Raw genomic sequence first — 16,386 nt, 5'->3', positions numbered from 1 at the left:
ACCGCATGCTTATTCTACAACAAAGGGAGTTTTTTTGTCCTTTTCAACGCTAAAGCTTTTTTCGCTCCACCGGCACAGCCGGTGGTTGTTTGAACAAAACAAAAGAAGGCATGGAGCAGGAATAAAACCTGTTCCATGCCTTCTTAATACGCTATTTTAGCAATACTTCTTCTTTAATTCTTCCAGTAAATTGAGATACGTTTCTTGTACATTAGCCTGCTGTGCCTCTTTTTCAAAAGCAACGACTCGTTCATCAACCGATTTTAGAATCTCTTCTGTCAAATTCTTCTCGGCATAAGTGTACACAATCTGATTCTCTTTATCAATATGGCGCTGAAGAAGATTGGCATAACCCATGGCTTCCGCAATAATATTGACCTTACCCATCGTATCCGAATTCTCTTTGTAGTGGTTCAAAGCATTTTCCAGCTCGGACATATGCAGCCTCCCAAGATCATGCTCAACTAGCATTCCATGTTGGATGAGGTTCACGCCAATCTGGCCCAGATGCTGTGTCATCTCCTGAAACAGAATCTGTTCTTCCTTGCCATGATGGTGCTTGTCAGCATAATTGCGGGCAAATGAAATCATATTACGAAAATCACCGTCGTTTACCTTCTGCCCCTCCAGAATACCGCAGCACGCTTTCCGGATGACCGTAAGCAGCTCTAAAATATGGTCGTGTTCCTCTACCATTAATTCTACGCTGTACATATCGTCAGTCCTTTCTTATTTCAAAACGTCCGTTCTCACCGGCAAATACCAAGCCGCTTTCGGCTAACAGCCCTTGTATCATGCGCTTACGAAGTGCATAGTATACAGCTGCGTCTCCCTCTGCCTGCTCCCAGAACTCACGGTGCAGGCACTGGGTTTGCTGCCAAACAACAATGTCCTTTTCGTTTTCGAGCAATTGATTGACATGGTCGCAGGGCATACCATCGAGTAAGGTATTGTTTAGAAGCTGAAACGCTTCTGAAGCATCCAGTCTTTCTTCCGGTGCATTATTCTTACCAAAGTGAAACGAAATTTCTTCCAACTGGGCGATACGGGTCGCATCCTCTTTAAGAAGCTCTGTGACCAATACGGCAAGCCTTGCTTCTTCTACATGGATTTTTTGCTGAAGCCAACCATGAATATTCCCTTGGTCAATGCTATCCTCGAGTGGGCGCAAATCGGCAGCGCCGCAGTCTGCATCCAGTTTTTCCGCTAAATCGCCCCAAGCATTTTCTTTTGCTGAGCTCAAAATGCTCTGAATCCATTTCTCCTGAAATTGAATTTTACCGTATAACCAATGATGAATTGGGCCTAAAAAAGCACTCATAAGATATCCTTTCTAAAAAAGAGGGCCGCGAACGAAACGCACTTCGCGATCTTTCACAGCCCCCTTGCTTATTGTATTATTTATCTGGAAATTCGCTCATTCAGCTGGCCAAGAACCATTTTGGGGTCCATACCATGCACCATGCAAGCATCTGCAAGGGATTCCATCTGCGAAGACGGGCAGCCCAGGCAGTGCATACCGCACTCCATAAGAACGGGAGCAGCATCGGGATACTGGCGGAGAATTTCACCGATGAGCATATCTTCTGTAACAGCGGGGCTGATTGCCGCACCCTCACCAAAGAACAGCTCCAAATCGTCCTCTACGCTGCCAATACCGGCAATGCCGAAGTTCTCAACTAGTACCTTTGCCACATTCGGGGAAAGGAAAGCCGGGAGCGTGGGTCCGAGGTGAATATCCTTAACACCAAGGTGCAGCAGAGCCAACAGTACGATAACCGCTTTCTGCTCGTACCAAGCAATGTTGTATACGATTGGCAGGTCGTTAATGTCATCCAGACCAAATACTTCTTTCAGCTTAAGTGCGATGACCGCCAACGAATAGGAGTCGTTGCACTGACCAGCGTCCAGCACGCGGGGAATACCGCCAATGTCGCCGAGAGCAAGCTTGTTGTATTTATATTTTGCACAGCCGGCAGTTAAAATAACGGCATCCTTCGGCAGTGCTCTGGCAAAATCGGTGTAGTAATTTCTGGATTTTGCACGACCGTCACAGCCCGCCATAACCACAAACTTCTTAATAGCACCAGATTTTACTGCGTCTACTACGGCGTCTGCCAATGCAAGCACCTGGTTGTGTGCAAAGCCGCCAATGATTTCGCCGCGCTCAATCTCAGCAGGGGATGCGCAGTTCTTAGCGTGCTCAATAATTGCGGAGAAATCCTTCTCCTCGCCAATCTCACCGCCAATGTGCTTACAACCCGGGAATCCGGCTGCACCAGTGGTGTAAAGGCGATCTTTGTAACTGTCCTTCGGCGGTACAATACAGTTGGTGGTCATCAGAATCGGGCCATTAAAGCTCTGGAATTCTTCGTTTTGCTTCCACCAGGCATTGCCGTAGTTGCCAACAAAGTGAGAGTATTTTTTAAATGCAGGGTAATAGTGAGCCGGAAGCATTTCGGAATGGGTGTAAACATCCACACCGGTGCCCTCGGTCTGCTTGAGAAGCATTTCTAAATCGCGCAGGTCATGGCCGGAGACCAAGATACCGGGACGCAATCCAACGCCAATGTTAACCTTGGTAATCTCAGGGTTGCCATAAGCAGAGGTGTTGGCTTCATCGAGAAGAGCCATACCCTTAACGCCGTACTCACCGGTTTCCAGTGTCAACGCAATCAAATCGTTTACGGACAAAGAATCGTCGAGCGTTTTTGCCAATGCTTTTTGCAGGAATCCGTCAACCTCACCGTCGTCCTTAAGCAGAACGTTAGCGTGCTTGCTGTAAGCAGAAAGACCCTTTAAGCCGTAGGTAATCAGCTCACGCAGACTGCGAACGTCTTCGTCCTTGGTAGACAAAACGCCAACCTCTGCAGCCTTTGCGGCAAACTCATCCCGGTTGGAAGAACTCCAGCTTGCTGCTGCCGGAAGAACCTCCGGATGTGTAACCTGACCCAACAGCTCCTGTTTTTTTGCCAATGTATTGAAAATGCGTTCAACAATCGCATCTTCGTCAAAGTTCGCATTGGTAATGGTTGCGAACAGATTGAGTGTAATTAAGTGGTTTACATCAGAAGAGACTTCTTTGCCCTCGGCACGAAGCTGTGTGGTAACAGCAGATATGCCCTTTGTTACATAAACCAAAAGATCCTGCATGCCAGAAACTTCTGCGTTTTTACCGCATACACCTACCTGAGTACACCCGGTGCAGCCAGCGGTCTCCTGACACTGATAACAAAACATTTTATTTTCCATGAAAGTAATCCTCCTTCATTCTCGCTCATAGCCTCTCGGCCTTTCGATGTACTCATCATACCAATCAATATAAAAAAAATCCGTAACCGTGGTTACGGATTTATAAATTTATAAATTATTTTGCAATTTTTCAAAATTAATAATTTTCATTCTTCGTTTTTCAATTTTTAATATGCCCTCATCCTGCATTTTCATCAGCTCTCTGGATAAAGACGGCCGCGCCGTATTCATAAAGTCTGCAAGTTCTTCCCGATTCATGGAGAGAGTCACCCAACCATCTGGGGATGAATTTTGCAGCAACACCCTCGCAATCTTCTGCCGAAGAGTGGCGCAGGAGACAATTTGCAGCTTGCGATTTAAAAAATATGCTTTTTGCGCAAGAATCGAGAGCATGTTTGAAATCATCTTCGTATGGTAATCGCAGTCTTTGCCACAGCTATGGTACATAAATTCTTTTGGTATATGAAGAACCTTAGCAGAACTCACTGCTTGTGCATAGTGGTCATACTCATGCTTGTTTAAAAACAAGAACACCTCACCAAACAAATCGCCGGGTTGGTCAAGTGTTGCAACTATACTGCGCTTCCCAGAGCTGGAATCATTGCCTACTACCACAGCACCCTCTACAAGAACTAAAAGCTTACGTGGTACATCGTGCTGGCGAAAAATAAGCTCGTCCTTTTCATAATGTACAATTTCAGAACCACTGCATTTCAGGCAGCTTTCAATATCACTTTCGGTCATTTCAAAAAATAAAGGGCTTTTTTTCAGTTGAGATATCATATGTCATCTCCTCTCCCTGTTCTATGAGATCGTCTTTTTTAAATTAAAGATGCGATACGGGTATTATAATTTAGTATAACAGAAATACCCTTCCTACAGAATCTGTTTTCACAATAATAACGTGCCACATCACAATGTAGATGTTCCCGCTTTTAAAAGATGCCCCCTCCCCTTACCAACTGGTATGGGGCGAAAGTATAAGTACATTGCAGATTCCTTTAAAATCAGATATGATGGAAAGGGGTGGTAAAATGGAAAAATTAGTAGAACAAATTAAGGAATTCTCTTTGTTTGATGGAATGATTCCCGAGGATATTGCGGCCGTTTTGCACTGCATTGGCCATAGTGTTAAAACGTATAACAAAGGAGAATTCATCTCCCTTACCAGCGAACAAGTGAAGTGGGTTGGGATTCCTTTGAATGGTTCTGTGCAAATGCTCAAAGAGGATTTATGGGGCGACCGGGTGATTCTGGCGTTTATTACGCCGGGGCAAATTTTCGGCGAAACCTTTGCCTGCAATAAAGATACCGTTTCTACCGTATCTTTTTTGTCAGCAGAAGCTACACGTATATTATTCCTGCCATTTCATCAGGTATTAACCTCCTGTGGTCGTTCCTGTGCTTACCACCATAGGCTGATTGAAAATATGGTTACATTGATTGCAGACAAAAATTTTCAACTGATGGAGAAAATCGAGATTATATCAAAGAAAAGTCTACGCGCAAAAATACTCACTTACCTTGGGCAAGAGGCACGCCGCCACGGTAGCCTGCAATTTCAAACGTCATTTGGGCGCGTTGCAATGGCAGAATACCTTGGAGCCGACCGAAGTGCGCTAACTCGTGAGTTGCTCAACATGAAGCGGGACGGGCTCATCGACTTTTATAAAAACTCTTTTCAGATACTTGAACCAAAAGCGTTTCACTAGTTTAAAACTATTGTTTTTGACTTATTCCTTTAATCTTTCTTGGTAGAGTCTAAGCATATCGGACATGCTATATTTTAATATCAGACCATGTCCGGGTGCGATAATCTGAATAGGCAGTTTTTTTATATCATTAATAACACTTTTTTCTTGGTATGAAGCTTTAGAAAACACTGCTTTGTAGTAATCCTCCGCTGCCTCTATCAGGCGGTCTAGAGGGTAATCACGGTCAATGGGCGGCTCTGCGGCAGCATACTGGCCAAACAAATCATTTGAAAACAATGTTCTATGATTCTCCCAAAAGGTAACTATATTATCGTCCCAATGGAGGCCCGGTGTTTCTTGAAAACGAAAATACTGTTCCCCTATTTGAATATTATCGCCAGTTTTTACAACATGGTAGTCTGCTTCAGGCAAAATTGCAAGTAGCCGCTCGCGGCATTTTTCAGAACAATAGATTGGCGTATGAGAGTGTGCTGCAAGCACTGCCGGCAATGCCCCGCTGTGATCCTCTTCGGAATGATTCATAATAATTGCATCCAGCTGTTTTTCGCCTATTGCGTGTTCGACTTCTTCCAAGAGCAAAGCAGCCGACCGTTCCGGTAGAGTATCAATTAGGATATTCTTGCTGCCGGTAATGAGGTAGGATAAAAAAGAAAACTCTTTGTCTGGCTTTATAATTGTTTTACCTATTGTACGGCATTGATTTGAGATTAAGTAATTCATTGATATTCCCTCCTTCTTTGTTTTAATTGAAACAGAAAATGTTATAACAAGATGTTGCGTGTGCAACATCTTCCAAAATATAACTTTAGTATAATTACATTATTCCAAACTCTAATTGACACAATACAAATCGAAAGGTAGACATTCACAAATGAACTGGAGGTACTCATATGGGAAAGAAATTAACGGAAAAAGTAAGCTGGGTTGGTAAGGTTGACTGGGAGCTAATGAAATTCCACGGTGATGAGTATTCCACACATAAAGGGTCATCCTACAACTCCTATTTGGTTCGTGACCAAAAAACGGTGTTGATAGACACCGTTTGGCAGCCCTTTGATAAAGAATTTGTTTCTCGCTTAAAACAGGAAATTGATTTAAATAAAATAGATTACATTGTAATGAACCATAATGAAGTAGACCACAGCGGTGCGCTGCCGGAGTTAATGCGGGAAATACCCAATACGCCAATCTACTGTACGGCAAACGGAGCTAAGATTATAAAAGGCCACTATCATCAAGAATGGAATTTTGTGATTGTAAAAACAGGCGATACGCTTGACATTGGCGACAGCAAGCTAGTTTTTGTTGAAGCGCCTATGCTCCATTGGCCAGACACCATGTTTACCTATATGACAGGCGAAAATATTTTATTTAGTAATGATGCATTTGGCCAGCACTACGCTACCGAGTCTTTATATAACGATACGGTAGATCAAGCAGAGCTGTTTAAGGAAGCTCTAAAGTACTATGCCAATATTCTTACTCCATTTAGTAAATTTGTTGCGAAAAAGATTCATGAGGTGTTGGATTTAAACCTTCCGATAAATTTAATCTGCCCCAGCCATGGTGTGATTTGGAAAACAAACCCCACCGGAATTGTGGAGCAGTACCTGAAATGGGCAGACAATTACCAAGAAAATCAGGTCACACTGGTATATGACAGCATGTGGAACTCTACCCGCAAAATGGCGGAGGCCATCGCGCTTGGTATTTGTGATACAGACCCAAGCATCACAGTAAAGCTTATGAACTCAGCAAAAGAAGATAAAAATGATATTCTTTCAGAAGTATTCCGTTCCAAAGCGATTTTAATTGGCTCTTCTACCATTAATAATGGTTATTTGTACTCCATTGGCGGCATACTGGAAATGATGAAAGGTCTAAAATTCAAAAACAAACGTGCTGCCGCTTTTGGCAGCTACGGTTGGAGCGGCGAGGCTGTAAAACAACTGACCGAAGGTCTTGAGAAATGTGGTTTCGAGGTAGTAAATCCCGGACACAGAGCATTATGGGTACCTGGTGAGGACGAGCTTGCAAGCTGTCGGGAATACGGCAGACAATTTACGGCATCTCTTTCCTAATTTCCTATTTTGCAACACATCCATTTTTCACTAAAGGAGGATTATTATGAGTGCTGAAATCAATAACAGGGAATACCGCCAAAAAGTGCTAAAGGAATTGATTACTCAGCTTCACGATGGCAAAAGTGTAGATGAGGTAAAAGACCAATTTGCTGAAGTGTTCGGTAATGTTTCTGCGGAAGAAATTGCTCAGGCAGAACAAGCTTTGATTCAAAACGGATTACCTGTGAGTGAAATACAGCGTCTGTGCGACGTTCACGCGGCTGTATTTAAAGGCTCTATTGAAGAAATTCACCAACCCTCCGATCCCGCTAAAATACCAGGTCATCCAGTGAATTTGTTATGGAGAGAAAATCGAGCTCTGGAAAAGTTGATGAAAGAAATGCGTACCAAACTTGCTTTCGGTAACACACCCAGTGACTTAAAGGAACTCCTTACAAAATTGATGGAAATTGATTTGCATTACAGCAAAAAGGAAAATCTACTGTTTCCCTATTTAGAACAGTATGGGATTACCGCTCCCCCAAAAGTAATGTGGGGTGTGGATGATGAAATTCGGGATGAGCTAAAGGATATTCGTAAGCAGCTTGATACCGCTTCTGCGGAGCAGCTAAAGCCCCGCTTAGAAGCCCTCTTTAACCGAGTGGAAGAAATGATTTTTAAAGAGGAAAACATCCTCTTCCCTATGCTCACAGAAAACCTGACGCAGGATGAGTGGAAAGTGATTGCGGGTGAAGTGCCTGAAATCGGGTTGTGCTTGATTGATAACGTTCCCATTTGGAAGCCTGCCGCAGAAAGCAAACCACAAGAAGAGCTAAAAAAGGAAGCTGGCCCCGGGGTTATTACCCTCCCCACGGGTGTGTTAAAAACAGAAGAGCTCGTACGTATGCTCGACACACTCCCAATCGACATTACCTTTGTGGATAAGGATGATACTGTAAAATACTTTTCACAGGGTTCGGAACGTGTTTTCCCACGTACTAAATCCATTATTGGCCGAAAGGTTTCGAACTGCCATCCCCCTGCCAGTGTTCATATTGTAGAACAGTTGGTAAAGGATTTTCGAGATGGACGTAAGGATCAAGAAGATTTTTGGATTAAGATGGGCGAGAAATATATTCTCATTCGTTATTTTGCTGTTCGCAGTGAAACAGGCGAATTTATGGGAGTTCTAGAGGTCACACAAAACATTCGCCCCATACAAGAAATAACCGGAGAAAAACGTCTGGTGGAAGACACCGCTAACCATTAATAGAAAGGCGGCTTATGATGAGCGCTTATTTAAAAAATATTGAATTTGAAAAAGCACTGGAGCTATCATCTTTGGTGCAATACCAGCAAGGACAAGTGGTGAGCAGAACCCTTGCGCAAAACCCAGCAGTGAGCATCACACTCTTCTCATTTGATAAGGGAGAGGAAATCAGCACCCATTCTTCTGACGGTGACGCTATGCTTACTGTATTGGAGGGTGATGCTCAAATTACCATTGGAGGTAAGGTGCATTCTGTTTCACAGGGACAAACAATCGTAATGCCTGCAGGAATCCCTCATGCTGTTGCAGCAGAAAATCCTTTTAAAATGCTGCTAACCGTAGTCTTTCCTTACCCAAGAGGCTAAAATTTTTAATAGCTTTCTTTTAATAGCTTTCTTAGTATAAAAAGGGGCGGTCAATGACCGCTCCTTTTTGCTGTTTCAGTTTAGAATTAATTATCTAATTAAATAACATAAAAACATGTAACCCATGTTGTAAAAGCAACCGACAAATATTCTTTTACCAATTACAATGATACCATAGTTTCCCAACTGGAGAGTTTAAGGAGGAAAAAGAATATGAGTAATTTAGATATGTTGGAAAAGCAGCATGAAGAAGTTTCGATTCTAATTCATAATATTAATCATCTGGCTTCAAAGGGTCTAGAAGATAGCGCAAAGGAGATAGCATTCCAAATCAATGCCTTATCCGGTAAATTAAAAATGCACTTGATGTCTGAGGACAAATTTTTATATCCGTCACTTACACAGAGCAGTAACTCAACGATTCGCAATATTGCAAATGCTTTTCAGAAAGAAATGGGAAGTCTTGCCGAACTGTTCTTAGTTTTTTCTCAAAAATATAATATTGCTATGAAAATAACGGAAAACAAAGTATCTTTTCTTTCGGAAAGCAAACAGATTTTTGAAAAGATTGAATCCAGAATGAAAAAGGAAGATATTCACCTTTACCCTCTTTTAAAATAATAAACGGGCATAAAAAACATCTCACGAGCAGCTTCGTACTGTTCTGTGAGATGTTTTCACTTATATATTCTTATCTAAAACATTTTTTTCAAGTACGCATCAGCTTTTTCATTCCCTCTTCAATTCCATCAATAGTAAGCGGGAACATTGGAAAAATGCTTGCAATCAAATCGTAGCTATGGCTCCAATACTCTCCCCACTCCGGTCGGTCACTGGGGTTAAGCCACACAGAGTATCGAAAGCGATTTTGAATCTGGTAGAGCCACTCCACACCACTGGAGGGCTTCTCTTCACCTCCATAATATTTGCCAACTATCTCATGAGGTGCCATTTGCGCATCCCCTACAAAAATCACTTTGTAGTCGCTCGAGAGATTTGATAAAACCCAATCTGTCGATACTGAATTTCTGGGGTCGATAATGGGTGTTGTGTAGAGCTTTGAATAAATACAATTGTGAAAATAGTACACCTTTAGGTCATGAAAATTGGTTTTGCTTACGGACTGAAACAAGGCTGACGTTAGTTGTGAATAGTAATCCATTGAGCCACCGGAATCTATAAAGAGTAGCACTTTTACTGCATTCTTGCGTGGTTTTCGGTAGCGCACAGTAAGCATACCCGCATGCTGCGCGGTATCTTCAATGGTGTTATCCACATCAAACTCCGTTTCAGCAGAGTTTACAATGCCGGTATACTGCCGCAAACGGCGAAGTGCAACTTGAAAATGGCGCAAATCCAGAGTCGTATCTTCACGAAAATCACGAAAACGTCGTTCACCCGCTACCCGTATTGCCGTTCGGTATTTACTGCTGCCGCCTACACGGATTCCCCTTGGGGAAAGACCGTTATTGCCGAAAACAGACATGCCGCGTGTACCAATCCAATATCTGCCGCCATTGTGCGCACTTGTTTGCTCATTCAATCGTTCCCGGAACATTTTCTCAATTTCTTCCTCTGACAGAGATTGGTTGAGCAATTCCTGTTCCTCATCAAACATCCCCGCGGGAATATCGCGGCTACTAAGCCAATCAAGGAGTTCTTGTGAGACCTCTTCTTCAAAAGGAACATCTTTAAAATACAAGAGGAAGAGCTGATCAAAACGGTCGAAGTCAGCTTCCGTTTTCACCAGCAATGCTCTGCAAAGATGATAAAAACCGGTAAATTCGGAACCGTGCAGGCCTTGATTTAGTGCCTCCATTAATGTCATCCATTCCGTGAGCGATACCTTTAAGCCATTGCTTCGCAACAGGTATAAAAAATCTGCAAACATGCACTCACCGCCAGTTCATACGTAGAGTGTCCATGTCTTCATTCTTTTTGAGAAGCACGCCCAAATACGGCATTTCTTTGACCAAGCGATCCGGGTTCATGCCGCCATGAATTAGTGCACGAATCCAATCGATTACCTCACTGGTAGAGGGCTTCTTTTTAATTTGGGGAAGGGAGCGAATACGGTAAAACGCTTTTAGAACTTGGGAGAGCAAATGCTCATCCAGCTCCGGGAAATGAACCCGAACAATTTCTGCTAACAGCTCTTGATTCGGGAATTCAATATAATGAAAGACGCAACGGCGCAGGAACGCATCCGGCAGTTCTTTTTCTGCATTAGAGGTAATAATCACGACTGGGCGGTGCTTTGCCTGAATCGTTTGTCCGGTCTCGGGAATATAGAACTCCATTCGGTCAAGCTCCCATAATAAATCGTTGGGGAACTCTAAGTCTGCCTTATCAATTTCATCAATGAGCAGAACAACCTGTTTATCAGACGAGAAGGCCTCACCCATTTTTCCCAGCTTTACATATTTTTCAATATGATCGACACCCTCATTGCCGAACTGGCTATCGTAAAGCCGCTGAACTACATCGTAAACATACAAGCCATCCTGCGCCTTGGTTGTTGACTTAATATTCCAAATAATCATTTCTTGGTTCAGTGCGTCGGATACGGCTTTAGCAAGCATCGTCTTACCAGTTCCCGGCTCCCCTTTGATGAGCAGTGGTTTTTCCAGTGCAACGGCAATGTTCACTGCCTGCATCAATTCCTCCGACGCAACATAATTCATGCTTCCTTTAAACTCTCTCATTTTTTACCTCTCTGTGATTTAGTATCGTTGCACGTATACAAAAATACGCTTTCAACAAATTTTTGTATACGGTAAAAGTGCTTGATTGCTCTTTTCCGTGTGCGGTTCGCTCTATCATACCATTTATTCAGACAAAAATCAGTAAACAAAAGCAAAATAGAGAAAATGCCACCATGAAGGTTTGATCCCTTCGATGGCGGCACTCCCCCTATGGACTTTTTAAAAGGACTTTGCCAATCAGCAATTATTGGCAAAAAGGAAATAACACTTATCTTCCGGATGAGTGATTTTTTATAGAGTAAAAGGATTCATAACAAAAACTGTAGGAGTTAGAATTATTCTTCGTCCATTCCATCTTTGAAGAACTCACCAAACAATTCTTTATTGCTCGGCATATCCTCCGGCAGCGGACGAGCAACCCAAGTGGTATTCATGTAATGCTTAAGGGCAATGTTCTCTGAAACAATGTTGCCTCCCCAAGTGCCGCAGCCCATGGAAGACGTTGGCGGCATACCGTTCGTGGCGGAACCCGAGTTACCCTTGTTGTTCGGCTGGCGAACCATAATACGGGAAACCGGTGCAGCCAAACCCAAACGGTGAATATGCTCATCGTTCCAAGAGTAAATTCCGCAAGAGTGACCTTTACCGCCAACCTCAAAAATAGCACGCATCATGTCCAGTGCGTTTTCAAACTCACCTTCATATTTAAACAGAGTAAGCAGTGTGGTTAATTTTTCACTGGAGAAGAAGTGTTCTTTGCCAATGTTTTCTTTTCCCCCGCCAACAACTGCAATTAATTTGCGGTCTTCGGGAATTTCAAATCCAGCAGCCTGAGCCAATTTCTGAGGGCTGATGGCAACTGTATTGGGCAGGCGATGGCCTACTTCATCCCACATCACATTCTTCAGCTTCTCTGTTTCTTCCGCATTGGCAATGTATGCGCCTTCTTCAACAAGTGCCTTCACAAAGCCATCATAAACAGACTCATGAATCACCAAGTTGCCGTCGCAGGAGCAGCCTGAGCCGAAGTCTGAGGTTTTGGAGATACGAGAATTTGTTGCGGCTTCTCTCTGGCGTTCCGGTGTGTTTGCTGTATCATCTATGATTACGGTAGCATTACCTGCACCTGAACCAAACGCAGGTACACCGGAGGAATAAGCGGATTTTACCATGGGACGGCCGCCAGTAGCAATTACCAAATCACAGCGTTTCATCAGTTCCTGTGTTAAGGCAATGCTGGGCTCCTGAATGCCCTGAATAATATCTGCAGGAGCACCCTCACGAACCAAGGCCTCACGGATAATATCAATACACTTATTGGTAACCTTCTTTGCACGGGGGTGGGGAGAGCAAATCAATACATCTCTCGCCTTAATTGCATAAACAATCTGACCCGCTGGAGTCAGGCAAGGGTTGGTGGTAGGTACCAGAGTTGCAATAACACCCACTGGCTTTGCATACTTTACCAAACCTTTTTCTGGAAGCTCTTCAATAATTCCCACGCTCTTGTTCCGCAGGCAATCACGAAGAATCAACTTGATTTTGTTGCGCTTATTTCTTTTACTTACCTTGTCGCCCAGCCCAGTCTCATCAACTGCTTCATCACAAATCGGTGCCCAAACCTTCATGTCGCAAACAGCAGCGGCTACTGCCTGGCACAGGCGGTCAACCCGCTCTTGGTCATAAGTAGCAATTACTTCTGCGGCCGCTCTTGCACGGGCAACCATTTCTTCTAACGCTTGAATTTGTTCAGTAGATACTTCTTTGGCCATTATTACAATCTCCTCACTAAACAGTTTTATTGTGTGGGAAAAGCTGTTTCTGTTTCTATTGTAAAACCCTTTCTGAGTGAAGTCCAATACCAGGTTTCTTTATTCTTATAGAAACCATCTATTAAATCTGCAAATAGAATCAAAAAACTACAAATTGCGCACAAATAAAGCGAATTTTCATTCGCTTTTTCTCAATCAGTCATGCTATAATAGAAAAAGGACTAAAACATTCGCCCGAGGCGAGTATTTTTTGTTGTACCTATTCAACTAGTTTATAAGAATTACAGATAAATGGAATGTTTTTATCATATCTTCCTTAAGAGGTTAGAAAGGATTGGTTCCAATGACACTGTTACAATTACAGTATTTTAAGGCTTTGGCGCAAATACTTCATTATACAAAAGCTGCCAAAGAGCTGCATATAGCCCAGCCCAGTTTAAGCTATTCCATCAATGAGTTGGAAAAAGAGCTTGGGGTAAAGCTATTTGATAAAGAGAATCGAAAGATTCGTTTAACGCCCTACGGAGAACAATTTCTTACCTATGTTGACCGCGTTCTCATGTTGTTAGATGAAGGTGTTCAAGTTCTGCACCAAATGGCGGGCTCCGCCTTACAGGTGGTTAAGCTCGGTTATTTTCATTCCATCTCAACTTCTTTAATACCTTCCATCATGTCGGGAATTTACAGTCAAGAAGAAAACCGAGGGGTGCGTTTTCAATTTTTGGAGGGTACTTCCTTTGATATTTTAAGTCAACTAAAAAAGGGAGAACTTGACTTAGCCTTCTGCATGCACCTTGATGAAGCAGTAGAGTCATTACCCATTCTAAAACAGCCGCTGTACTTAACCGTACCAAGCAACCATCCGCTTGCAGAACGAAGCTTTGTTACATTTGAAGATTTTGCACAAGAACCCATTGTTATGCTAGAAAAATCCAGCAGCTTAAGAGCGCAAATGGATCAAGTATACAGCCAGCACAGCCTTGTGCCAAACATTGTGTTCGAGGTTCGCGAATGCAATGCTGCACTGCAATATGTTGCACTTCGATTTGGTATTTCCGTACTTCCCCATGTACCGGCAATGGAAAACGAAAAGGTATCTGTGATACCGATTGCAGATGAAAAACAGGCCTTTGCTAGAACCGTTTACCTTTCATGGGCAAAAAACAGACCGCTCTCCCCCGCTGCCCAAAGGTCTAAAAACTACATTTTAGAGCATTACGCGCAATTGCAATCTTGAAATATAATATATACTTAAATTAGGGAACCGCTTCAACAGGCAGGTTCCCTAATCTTTTACTGTACGAAATAAGAAAATAGGCTTAATTATTTCTATTTATGCGATTTGGAATGGCTAGGTGCTACATACTGTCCATTTTCCTTGCGAATCAGCTTACCCTCGCGAACCAGTTCATTCGGTGTGTAAATATCGTTAATATTCCAGCAACCAGGAGTTGGAACAACAATATTTTCCATCGGAGCTTCAACGAGGAATGGTTTTTGTGCGGCGATTGCCTTTTCCAGAGCTGGCTTAAATTCTTCAGCAGATTTCACGCAAATGGATTCAACCCCATAAGCTTTTGCTACTTCAGCCCAGGAGGGACTGTACGATTCACCATCCGGAGTATAAAATACGGTTCCAAAGTTTGTTTGATAGTTTGCTTTCTCAAGGCCTGCAATCGTACCAAAGGCAGAGTTATTCATAACAACCCACACGCAGTTAATCCCTTTTTCTACCGCAGTAGCCAAACAGGAGGGATTCACACCAAACCCGCCATCACCGGTAAGTGTCAGGCAAACCTTATCCGGTGCAGCCAACTTACCACCAAGAACAGCGGAGGCACCAAAGCCCATATTGGCAAGCCCAGAGGTATGGTGGATGGTACCGGGCACGGTGATATCAAATTGCTGTGCCACACCATTCTTATTCCAGCCAACATCTGTAAAGATAACGGCATCTTCCGGCAGAACTTCCTTAACATCCTTTAAGATACGCTGTGGCGTCATCGGGAAGCGACTGTCGTTAGAGATTGTCTCGTTCTGCCGTTTAAACTCCGCTTTAGAGAGTGCAATGCTATCACGAAGCTCGGGGTGCTTTTTCCCCTCAGGGCAAATTTTGATTACTTCATCTAAAATCTGTATAAGACCCAGCTTTAAGTCGCCGACTGCTCCAATTTCAACCGGATAGTTGCGGCCGATTTCACTTGGTTCAATATCAATTTGCAGGAACGCGGTCTTATCCGGGTCAAAGGTAACACCCTGATACCAGCTTGAGCTATCCGCTTCTGCAAAACGAGTACCTAAGCCCAGAATAACATCGGCATTTGCCGTAAGAGAATGTGTAAATTCCATGCCCCAGAAACCCGTTTGCCCAACCATTAGCGGGTGCTGGTCAGAGATACAACCGTGTGCCATGAGTGTACGGGATACGGGAATGTCCAAATGCTCTGCCAAGGCAGCCAGTTCTTGGGATGCCTGCGCCAATAATATACCACCGCCTGCGTGCAGAATTGGGTGCTCCGCTTCTACCAGCTTTGCCGCAATCGCTTTCGCTGCATTGGGGTCAAGCGCGGGGCGCATGGTTAAATGATTGTCCTTATAGGTTCGAGCCCACAACTCCTCTTCCATTTCTCTGGAGAACATATCCATGGGGATATCAATTAGTACCGGGCCGGGCCGGCCTGTTTCAGCAAGGCGGAAAGCCTTATCGAGTATGTAAGGCAAAGCCTCTACATCATCTACACGCCAAGCTCGCTTAACCACTGGTTCCAAAATACGATATTGAGTTGCATCTCCGTGCATGTTTACTTCTTGATGGGGGTGCCTTCCAAAGTAATAGCTGGGAACGTCACCTGCGATGACAACCATAGGAATGGAATCAAACGCTGCGTTAGCCACGCCTGTAAGCACATTGGTAAGACCGGGCCCTAAGTGACACATAACAACAGACGCTTTATGGGTAATACGGGCATATCCGTCCGCTGCTGTGGACGCAATCGCCTCATGTCGGTTAGAGATAAACCGTATTTTCTCACTACGGGAGAGAGCATCCAGCATTCCAATAACGGTATGACCGCACAGACCAAATACATGTTCTACATCCCTGCGTTCCAAATAATTTACAATAAGGTCGGATACCAGCTTTTTACTCATAAAATATGCCTCCTTAAAGAATCGAGATTGTATTACGATCGTTGGAACATATCAATACATCTTTTCAGCTCATCAGGAACGGAAGCACAGACTC

At 43.5% G+C, this 16,386-nt stretch carries 15 protein-coding genes; 6 read left to right on the top strand and 9 right to left on the bottom strand.

All coding sequences use genetic code 11. The annotated features are described in order from the left end of the window. Positions 1-156: 156 nt before the first annotated feature. The 4 genes from E7L17_RS08170 to E7L17_RS08155 all read right to left on the bottom strand — a co-directional run bounded on the left by E7L17_RS08170 (position 157) and on the right by E7L17_RS08155 (position 4,035). Complete coding sequence (locus E7L17_RS08170; RefSeq protein ID WP_316322764.1) at positions 157-714, bottom strand: hemerythrin domain-containing protein; 558 nt, start codon at positions 712-714, stop codon at positions 157-159. A 4-nt stretch (positions 715-718) separates the two neighbouring features. Next, positions 719-1,321: a hypothetical protein gene (locus tag E7L17_RS08165; RefSeq protein WP_316322763.1), complete on the bottom strand. Its 603-nt coding sequence runs from the start codon at positions 1,319-1,321 to the stop codon at positions 719-721. 80 nt (positions 1,322-1,401) lie between these two features. Continuing rightward, positions 1,402-3,252 carry a hydroxylamine reductase gene (gene hcp, locus E7L17_RS08160; RefSeq protein WP_316322762.1) on the bottom strand — a complete coding sequence of 617 codons (1,851 nt, stop codon included), beginning with the start codon at positions 3,250-3,252 and terminating at the stop codon, positions 1,402-1,404. 108 nt (positions 3,253-3,360) lie between these two features. Next, the gene (locus E7L17_RS08155) at positions 3,361-4,035 is read right to left on the bottom strand and encodes a Crp/Fnr family transcriptional regulator (RefSeq protein ID WP_316322761.1); all 675 of its coding nucleotides are present in this window, start codon (positions 4,033-4,035) and stop codon (positions 3,361-3,363) included. A 251-nt stretch (positions 4,036-4,286) separates the two neighbouring features. Between E7L17_RS08155 and E7L17_RS08150 the strand changes: the two genes are divergently transcribed. Beyond that, positions 4,287-4,964, top strand: coding sequence for a Crp/Fnr family transcriptional regulator (locus tag E7L17_RS08150; protein WP_316322760.1), 678 nt, complete (start codon positions 4,287-4,289; stop codon positions 4,962-4,964). Between the two features lie 21 nt (positions 4,965-4,985). On the opposite strand, the gene E7L17_RS08145 is transcribed toward E7L17_RS08150, so the two are convergent. Then, on the bottom strand, positions 4,986-5,687 hold the full coding sequence (locus E7L17_RS08145) for an FprA family A-type flavoprotein (RefSeq protein ID WP_316322759.1): 702 nt from the start codon (positions 5,685-5,687) through the stop codon (positions 4,986-4,988). Between the two features lie 170 nt (positions 5,688-5,857). On the opposite strand from E7L17_RS08145, the gene E7L17_RS08140 reads away from it, so the two are divergent. The 4 genes from E7L17_RS08140 (at position 5,858) to E7L17_RS08125 (ending at position 9,286) form a co-directional block, all read left to right on the top strand. Next, entirely contained in the window at positions 5,858-7,048 is a 1,191-nt protein-coding gene (locus tag E7L17_RS08140) for an anaerobic nitric oxide reductase flavorubredoxin (protein WP_316322758.1), read from the top strand. Positions 7,049-7,094: 46 nt separating this feature from the next. Continuing rightward, positions 7,095-8,300, top strand: coding sequence for a DUF438 domain-containing protein (locus E7L17_RS08135; protein WP_316322757.1), 1,206 nt, complete (start codon positions 7,095-7,097; stop codon positions 8,298-8,300). Between the two features lie 14 nt (positions 8,301-8,314). Beyond that, positions 8,315-8,665, top strand: coding sequence for a cupin domain-containing protein (locus E7L17_RS08130; RefSeq protein WP_316322756.1), 351 nt, complete (start codon positions 8,315-8,317; stop codon positions 8,663-8,665). Between the two features lie 213 nt (positions 8,666-8,878). Continuing rightward, the gene (locus tag E7L17_RS08125; protein WP_316322755.1) at positions 8,879-9,286 is read left to right on the top strand and encodes a hemerythrin domain-containing protein; all 408 of its coding nucleotides are present in this window, start codon (positions 8,879-8,881) and stop codon (positions 9,284-9,286) included. Positions 9,287-9,374: 88 nt separating this feature from the next. Here the strand turns inward: E7L17_RS08125 and E7L17_RS08120 are convergent, their stop codons facing one another. From E7L17_RS08120 to E7L17_RS08110, 3 genes are all read right to left on the bottom strand, one after another. Further along, positions 9,375-10,556, bottom strand: coding sequence for a vWA domain-containing protein (locus tag E7L17_RS08120; protein ID WP_316322754.1), 1,182 nt, complete (start codon positions 10,554-10,556; stop codon positions 9,375-9,377). A 4-nt stretch (positions 10,557-10,560) separates the two neighbouring features. After that, positions 10,561-11,370: a MoxR family ATPase gene (locus E7L17_RS08115; protein WP_316322753.1), complete on the bottom strand. Its 810-nt coding sequence runs from the start codon at positions 11,368-11,370 to the stop codon at positions 10,561-10,563. 335 nt (positions 11,371-11,705) lie between these two features. Beyond that, positions 11,706-13,142, bottom strand: a complete 1,437-nt coding sequence (locus E7L17_RS08110; RefSeq protein ID WP_316322752.1) for an aldehyde dehydrogenase family protein — start codon at positions 13,140-13,142, stop codon at positions 11,706-11,708. A 343-nt stretch (positions 13,143-13,485) separates the two neighbouring features. On the opposite strand from E7L17_RS08110, the gene E7L17_RS08105 reads away from it, so the two are divergent. Further along, complete coding sequence (locus E7L17_RS08105; RefSeq protein ID WP_316322751.1) at positions 13,486-14,379, top strand: LysR family transcriptional regulator; 894 nt, start codon at positions 13,486-13,488, stop codon at positions 14,377-14,379. 92 nt (positions 14,380-14,471) lie between these two features. On the opposite strand, the gene E7L17_RS08100 is transcribed toward E7L17_RS08105, so the two are convergent. After that, on the bottom strand, positions 14,472-16,292 hold the full coding sequence (locus E7L17_RS08100; RefSeq protein ID WP_316322750.1) for a thiamine pyrophosphate-binding protein: 1,821 nt from the start codon (positions 16,290-16,292) through the stop codon (positions 14,472-14,474). Positions 16,293-16,386: the final 94 nt, after the last annotated feature.

The sequence above is a fragment of the Clostridium sp. genome (assembly GCF_032576335.1).
Classification (GTDB): Bacteria; Bacillota; Clostridia; order Oscillospirales; family Acutalibacteraceae; genus Faecalispora.
The sequence above is the reverse complement of the archived record's forward strand: the minus strand, read 5'-3'. Positions and strand labels throughout refer to the sequence as shown.

Bases quoted from the DNA above. Each gene is read 5' to 3' on its own strand.
- E7L17_RS08170 (WP_316322764.1), bottom strand. From the start codon at position 714: ATGTACAGCGTAGAATTAATGGTAGAGGAACACGACCATATTTTAGAG.
- E7L17_RS08165 (WP_316322763.1), bottom strand. From the start codon at position 1,321: ATGAGTGCTTTTTTAGGCCCAATTCATCATTGGTTATACGGTAAAATT.
- hcp (WP_316322762.1), bottom strand. From the start codon at position 3,252: ATGGAAAATAAAATGTTTTGTTATCAGTGTCAGGAGACCGCTGGCTGC.
- E7L17_RS08155 (WP_316322761.1), bottom strand. From the start codon at position 4,035: ATGATATCTCAACTGAAAAAAAGCCCTTTATTTTTTGAAATGACCGAA.
- E7L17_RS08150 (WP_316322760.1), top strand. From the start codon at position 4,287: ATGGAAAAATTAGTAGAACAAATTAAGGAATTCTCTTTGTTTGATGGA.
- E7L17_RS08145 (WP_316322759.1), bottom strand. From the start codon at position 5,687: ATGAATTACTTAATCTCAAATCAATGCCGTACAATAGGTAAAACAATT.
- E7L17_RS08140 (WP_316322758.1), top strand. From the start codon at position 5,858: ATGGGAAAGAAATTAACGGAAAAAGTAAGCTGGGTTGGTAAGGTTGAC.
- E7L17_RS08135 (WP_316322757.1), top strand. From the start codon at position 7,095: ATGAGTGCTGAAATCAATAACAGGGAATACCGCCAAAAAGTGCTAAAG.
- E7L17_RS08130 (WP_316322756.1), top strand. From the start codon at position 8,315: ATGATGAGCGCTTATTTAAAAAATATTGAATTTGAAAAAGCACTGGAG.
- E7L17_RS08125 (WP_316322755.1), top strand. From the start codon at position 8,879: ATGAGTAATTTAGATATGTTGGAAAAGCAGCATGAAGAAGTTTCGATT.
- E7L17_RS08120 (WP_316322754.1), bottom strand. From the start codon at position 10,556: ATGTTTGCAGATTTTTTATACCTGTTGCGAAGCAATGGCTTAAAGGTA.
- E7L17_RS08115 (WP_316322753.1), bottom strand. From the start codon at position 11,370: ATGAGAGAGTTTAAAGGAAGCATGAATTATGTTGCGTCGGAGGAATTG.
- E7L17_RS08110 (WP_316322752.1), bottom strand. From the start codon at position 13,142: ATGGCCAAAGAAGTATCTACTGAACAAATTCAAGCGTTAGAAGAAATG.
- E7L17_RS08105 (WP_316322751.1), top strand. From the start codon at position 13,486: ATGACACTGTTACAATTACAGTATTTTAAGGCTTTGGCGCAAATACTT.
- E7L17_RS08100 (WP_316322750.1), bottom strand. From the start codon at position 16,292: ATGAGTAAAAAGCTGGTATCCGACCTTATTGTAAATTATTTGGAACGC.